This is a genomic window from Candidatus Binatia bacterium, from assembly GCA_029243485.1.
Classification (GTDB): domain Bacteria; phylum Desulfobacterota; class Binatia; order UBA12015; family UBA12015; genus VGTG01.
This window is the reverse complement of the sequence record JAQWRY010000033.1, coordinates 25207-31859: the sequence shown is the minus strand read 5'-3', so window position 1 is coordinate 31859 and position 6653 is coordinate 25207. Positions and strand designations below refer to the sequence as shown.

Annotated in this window: 3 protein-coding genes; 1 reads left to right on the top strand and 2 read right to left on the bottom strand. The window is 62.4% G+C overall.

What is annotated here, in order from left to right; all coding sequences use genetic code 11:
• Positions 1–172: 172 nt before the first annotated feature.
• Positions 173–439, bottom strand: a complete 267-nt coding sequence (locus P8R42_11460) for a hypothetical protein (protein ID MDG2305249.1) — start codon at positions 437–439, stop codon at positions 173–175.
• Between the two features lie 619 nt (positions 440–1058).
• Here P8R42_11460 and P8R42_11455 point away from each other — a divergent pair.
• Positions 1059–4148 (top strand): hypothetical protein, encoded by a 3090-nt coding sequence (locus tag P8R42_11455; GenBank protein ID MDG2305248.1) that lies wholly within the window; start codon positions 1059–1061, stop codon positions 4146–4148.
• Between the two features lie 572 nt (positions 4149–4720).
• On the opposite strand, the gene P8R42_11450 is transcribed toward P8R42_11455, so the two are convergent.
• Positions 4721–6304, bottom strand: a complete 1584-nt coding sequence (locus tag P8R42_11450) for a D-arabinono-1,4-lactone oxidase (protein ID MDG2305247.1) — start codon at positions 6302–6304, stop codon at positions 4721–4723.
• Positions 6305–6653: the final 349 nt, after the last annotated feature.

Below are 6653 nucleotides of genomic sequence, written 5' to 3'. Positions count from 1 at the left end.
TACGGGTCGTCGATGTAGTGAGAGAGAGAGGTGCCCGCGAGCCGCAGGTACTGGTCGTTGCCGTCCTGGCGCAGCCGCTTCTCGCGCTCCTCGGCGTACTTGTCGCGGATCGCTTCCTTGTCGATGGGGTTGTTGGCAGTCGCGGTGGCTCTTTTCAGGTGGGGCGGCCCGATCAGTCCGCGAGTGCGTCCGCTGCGGAGACAGCCGGGCGATCCTCCCGACTGCCCCGCATCGGGCGGACCGGGCCGACCTCCTCCTCGCCGTAGTGGTGGAGGATGACGTGGTCCTCATGGACCTCCAGGAGCTTGCCGACGAAGGGCATGTCCTGGAAGGACTCGGGCACGCGGTAGCTGACGAGGTCGCCGACCTTGAAGGTGGCGGCAGCGACGTTGAACTCGAAAGGGCACGCGGCGTTCTGGGCGTCGACCATGTTTTTCATCGTGGATTCCTTTCCGGGGGCGGGGGTGCGGGGAGTTTGGCAACGGCGCTCGGAGGCTGCAATGGCGGGACCGTTCATGTTTCCTACCGCCGGGATCTCTTTCGCGTCTGGTCTCGTGGGGCGATCCGGGGATCGAGGCGATTCCTTCCGGGGCGCTCACCGTCATCCGGATTCTAGAGCAGGAGCCGTATGCAGCCCGCTCTTTTTGCCGCCCCTGGTTACGGGTTAGACAGTTCCAGCCGTGTCTGCGGGACGTCGTAATGGTCCCCCGTGCGGGCGATCGCTGGCTATCTGCGCTCACGAGAAAAATTTGGCACGACGTGGCTCGCGACTCAATGGGGACACGTCATGCGAAGCCGGTAGGGGACTCGGTCGAATGGATCGCGACACGGAAATTTCTAGCCCTCGCCGCCGGGGCCGGCTCGGGCCCCTTCGTTCGCGCCCTCCATTGGCTCGGGATTGGGCGCTGATGTTCGATGAGGTTCCTCTATCTGAGCAGTCTCAATCTAGTTGGCGAACCCATCTGGTGAACTCATTGCGCTCGAGTCCGGGGTCGCGGTAGCGCAAGACGCTCTTTTGCGAACGAAAGGGTCTCACGATGCGGCTTATTAGATTGACAATGGCTCTCGGCGCGCTACTGGTTACCGTCTCGCACAGCGGCGCCAGCGACGTTGTGGTCTACGGCGATCACGAGCCGGTCGAGCTTCGAAATGGGCGCGACTTCCATTCTCCACTCTTCACGCAGGCGGAGGTCGGCGATCCCATGATCGAGTCTCGGTACCGCGTAGCACCTGGCATCTCGATGCCGCTGGGCAGTCAGGCCTGGGGACATGATGCCTTCGGCAAGTACATCATCGGTGGAACGTACGCGAATTTCTTCTACGGCTTTTCGGAAGACCTGATTTTGAACATCCTGGACTCCGAGGAAGAAGTCGCCTGCGACCTCGATGTCACGGGCTCTCTCATTGATCCCCCAGGCTTCGTAACGGCGCGGACGATCCAGGTAGCCAGCCCGGGAGCGCGCCAGTCACGGATTTACTTCAGTGGCAGCGGAGCGGGTTGGTCGTTCGGCTACATCGAAGCGGACCTCGACAACCCCGACCCCTGCAACTGGGTCGGCGTTCCTTTGGTCGATCAGTTCGGAGAACAAGGTGCCTTCGATTACGACGGCATGGCCGTCCTTTGGCACGACGACGCTCCAGGTGATCCCTACGGAATCGACTACGTCATATTGCACAACTGGCTCGGTCAAGAACTGACGCTTGCGCGGATCGACCAGGGGGGTGCGACGCTCTTGGATGTGTATCCAACCCCGATTCTGGCGCCGCCCGGCCAGTGTGCCGGTGTCACGAAGGGGCCCTGTTCGGAGATCTCCATCTGCTCTGGCGGCGGGGACTGTGCGATGAGATGTCCCAATACGCTGAACCCGGTGCAGCTTCCTTCGGTCGACCTGACCAGCCCGATCAGCGATCGTCGTTGGGTAACCCTGTACGAGTTCCGACCTGGAGCGGGGGTAGGAAACTGCGGCCATGCGATCGGTGCGGGGCAGGAGTTCAGCGTCGACCTTACCAGCCCCACTCCATCGATCTTGCCACTAGGGCCGTCCTTCATGCCGGGACCCGGGTACGACGGGCTTCGAATCCGAGGAGGGATTCATCCCGGGGGCCGACGCTTTGACGCGTTTGGCGGATTCTGGGCGACCGACCGCAGCGTGGACCAGATGCCCCCCGTGGTCTGGGGGCCGCAGGAGGTCGGCGATACTTGTCTTGTCGACGGCATCGAGATCGTCGTTGGCGACCCCACGAGCCCCGTGCCAGTTGGAGAGCGTTGCTTCTACGATCCCAGCCGCACGCTGGACCTCGCAATGGTCGACCCGGATGCGTACCTCGATATCGACGATCCGGGCTCGACTGCGAACAACTCCGTGCAGCAAGAAGGTGAACTGCTCTACGTAACGAGCCGTGGATTCCAGGCTCGCGCCCAGCGAATCGACGGCGCCTGGCAAATGGAGCCGCGGAGCGAGTTTCGCGTAGCTCTGCCGGTGCACGATCTCCCTCGTGAGCCGCGGGTATGCGACAGTGCATTTGCGCTCCCATGCCGCTGCCCGGCCGGCACACCGCCCGATCAAGATTGTATGGGTGCCTCCACGTGTCAGCCCGGCGTGATGTGTCTCGCGCTCCCAGAAGGGACGTTTAAAACGACCGGACAAGCTCGGGTTCTGACCTTCGGCGGAGCTCCTCGCTCCCTGTGGTCCGGAACGCAGGTGAGCGACATCGCCAGGACACCCAAACACGAACTCTACTGGACACGAACGGTGCTCCAGGGTGCGGTCCCCGACGGTGCAATCGACGGTCCCGTCGGAGCAGCGTGGGACGGCGCTCGGCTTTGGGTTGCTGCGACTCGGGGCGGGGTCCCCTCCTTCCGGATTCGAGACGCCGGTCACTGGTCTGCTTGGCACAGTCTTCCAGGCATCGGCAGCCCTGCGCACCCCCTCGAGGTAGTGGCGAGTTCGAGCGGGGTGGAAGCGTTCAGTCGTGGGAACGACGGACAGGTCTATCGCACGACCCTCCTCTCGTCGACGACCTGCGCCCCGTCCTCGTGCGCGTGGGCCGCGTGGTCGCCGGTTGCCATCGGTGGTTCGATAGATCCGACCTCGCCCTCGGTTGCCTACGAGGGTGGCGGTCTTCCATTCTACGTCGCGCGGAACCAAACCGACTCTGGCGTGTACTTTGCGCAACCGGACCGTGGGGGCCCCAGCGCGGTCTGGACAGATCTCCCCGGGATTTCCACCGTCGATCAGCCCGACGTCACATGGCACCCTAGCGATGGGAAATTCTGGATCGCAGCGCAAAGTGCTGAGACAGGCGAGATTCTCGTCGCACGCGTCGACCCGGTCACGCGCGCGGCATCCGCTTGGGAGGTCGCTGGGCGCGAAACCGCGCCGGACGGGGGCCTCTCCGGGCCATCTATTCTTTCCGATGGCGATCGAATCCGAGTCGTCGCAACTGCGCCGGCCGCCTCGGGCGCGGTCTACCGTGCGCACTACAATGCGAGTTGGTCACGCTGGACACCGGTCGGCAGCAAGTCGACCTCGTCCGCGCCAGCCACCGCCGTTGCCGTCGTGCGTCAGGTGAACATTCTGACGCGTGCCAATGGCGCCCTACACGAGGAACTCGGACTCATCGACTCCGGTTGTAGTGTCGCCCCCATGGCCGATTGTAAGCAATCGGTTCAGAGGTCGGGCAATATGAGCTTGCAGAGCACGGGTAGGGCCCGGCGGAAGCGTCTGAAGTGGCGGTTTGGGAGGGGCCAGAGTGGCCCCCGTGCAGACCTCGGTGACCTGACGCTCCGCACCCACGCACTTCTTTGCGTATACGACGCTTCGGCCCGTCCCCAACCTCTGATGGAACTTCGGACCGAACCCAGCTCGAAGTGGTCACAGCGTGGTCGAATTGCGGGGTACAAAGACTCGAATCTTGAGAACGACGGCATTCTGGTGCTGAAGGTTGGTGTCGACGAAACGCGGGACAACACCCGGATTCTCGCAGCGGCGAAAGGTGCGCGCGTACCCATCGCGGACCTTCCGCTCACCGGGCCTGTCACGGTGCAGCTTCAAACGTCAGACGCGGGCTGCTGGTCGGCCACATACGACGAGGGCATCGTTTGGAACGACGAACGAAGGTTCCGCGCGAGGCCGAGTGTGCCGTGACTCGGGGAACGTTGCCGACGTCAACGCCCTTTTTGGCTCAGGAGAGCCCGCCCAGCGGTTTCGCCGCGGGCGGGTACGGGGCGGAGGCTGCCGGGAAGGTTGAAGGCAGAGCCAGTGGCTGGAACAAGCGACAGAGTAAGCCGGTCGTACGAAGTTGATCGGGGTGAGTGAGTACCTCTTCCCCGGCTCGCCGGGCCGAGGCGCGCCAACGGCGCGCGTAGCTGCCGCCCGGCGGCGTCGCCGCGGCCACCTGGACCCGAAACTGGACCTCGCTCCAGGCCTCGCATTGGTGGCTACCCGGCGACCTGGGCAAATAGGCCGTTCATGTTTCCTACCGCCGGCGGGCGAATCAGAATTTTCGTGCGGACCTGTTGGCCGGGGCGTCTGTGGCAAACCGCCTGCGCCTAGTCGACGATTCCGGTTCGACCCTGCGCTCCGAGGGCACCGATATAACTGCACTCCTCGGGGCGTTCCTCTCTTATAGGTTCTGATTGGTTTCGCCGCGCCATCGTAGGCCACCTCTCCCGACTCGTATTTACCGGGCCTCGTATGGCATCGCTGCATTTACCCATTTAGCGACAAAGAAGGAGGTTGCGCACGAAGTCGTTGCAAAAGACGCCCTCGGGATCGCGCAGGCTTCTGAATTTCTCAAAGGCCGAGAGACGAACTCCGCGTCGTTGGGAAACCGCGGCGACAAAATCGGGATTGAATGGGGTAGAGAAGCCGGTGGCCTGGCTGGGCGCTGAAAAGCCGTACATCTTGCCATTGTGGGGCCATCCTCCGAGACCAATCCAATCTCGCTCTACGTTGGCGAAGAACTGCAACAAGCCCGGTGCGTACGCGGAGGAGGGCATTGTCTCGACGAAGGCAATCAAGTCCAAATTTACAAACCGTGATCCTTCGCGATCGGAGTACGTGGCCGCCAACGCAGTTTGCCCTGCACGGACGAAGCGAAACTCCAGTGGTCCGGCGACCAGGAATTCCGACGACAAGTTCGCCCGTACGGCCTGCAGGCTTCGCCAAACCTTGGCCAATCCCGCATCATCGAAAGCTGGGAGCTCAACGTAGTACGACATGAACAGTGTCTGTGCTGCCTCGCTGAGCCAGAGATCCGAATATTCCTTGTTCGCCGCCGCGACCTGGGACTCGACTGCACTGAAGGCCAGGCTGATCAACTCCTCTGCTTTGGCCCGATCGCCGCCGAACTGGGTTTTTTTCGCAAGCTCTTCGACGGACTCTTCGGCGTCGGTGGGAAGCAGGGTTGCTCCGTAGATACCATCGCGCCCGTCTCGGCACGCACTCGTAACCTGCTTTACGAGGTTCGGGGTTTTCTCGACCGGATCCACGATGTCCCACCAGAGCACCAGGAATTCTTGCGAATACGGGTTGTAGAAGGATTCCAGCCGGTCATGATCCCGAACCAGTTGGCGGTAACGTTCGACGAAGGCGCTCTCGGTGGTCAGTTGATGGCGTTCCGTGCCGGACCGTAGGCTTGTGGCGAATGGTCGGTCTTTCACGTCGAGTGTGACCGAAGTCGCCACGCCGAGAGTTCCCAAGGACACTCGCGCGAATTGCAGTGCTGAAAATCCGTCGACGCCAGGTGTGCTCGCGTCGATGTACTCCTCACGGCCGTCGGGGCCAACGAGAGTAAATGCACTGGCGGTCTCGGGGAAGATGGGGGCATCGATCGTGGAACCCAGAACATCCACGGCCGTGATCCCGCCCAGGCTGAAGAATCCGCCAGCCGTCACGGTGGAAAGAATCTTGTCGTTTGCGGCGACAAAAGCCGCGACGGTGTCCTCCAGAACCCCTGTATTGACCGTGACCTGATTGGGACCGGGTCCCAGCAAGATGTTCTCTCGCCCGCTCGGCCCAAGGTCTGCGTAACAGGACATGTCGATGATCCAGACGCTGGCTGTTTCTGGGCCTTCTCGATCGTCTGGAAGCACGAGCGGCGGTTGCGAATGCCGTTGCCCCGAAACCCGAAGTCCTATGCCCGCCGGCCGCCTATCGAGAATTTCACGCAGTTCGCCGAGACTCGCGGGTCGAAAATAGTAGGCTTCGCCACTGCGGGTCGCTGCATATACCAGATTTCCGGTCCAGTTCTGCCAGGTGGGGTTGCTGCCCTGGATCAGTGTTGCGTCGTCGCAGCTCACGGCCATTGACAGGAGTAGGAGAGTACAAACCCGCGACCCGAACCATATTTTTAGTCCACTTCGTCGCGTAGTCATCTTTTTTGATGATAGCCGCGCGGGGACAGAAACCTCAAGGCTTGGCCGACGATAGGAAGCATGAACGGCCTAATTGCCCAGGTCGCCGGGTAGCCGCCAGCGGCCGCCAGCGCGAAGCCTGGAGCCGGGCGCATTTCTTCGGGTCCAGGCGGCCGCGGCGAAGCCGCCGGGCGGCTTTCGGTCTGTAGGAATTACAGACCGGTGGGCGACCGGCGACACGTTGCGCAGGACTTGGGCGATTTCTTTGAGCGACGAAATGACCAAATCCTAGTCC

Coding starts and splice junctions, on each gene's coding strand:
- P8R42_11455 (MDG2305248.1), top strand. CDS start 1,059: ATGGCTCTCGGCGCGCTACTGGTTACCGTCTCGCACAGCGGCGCCAGC.
- P8R42_11460 (MDG2305249.1), bottom strand. CDS start 439: ATGAAAAACATGGTCGACGCCCAGAACGCCGCGTGCCCTTTCGAGTTC.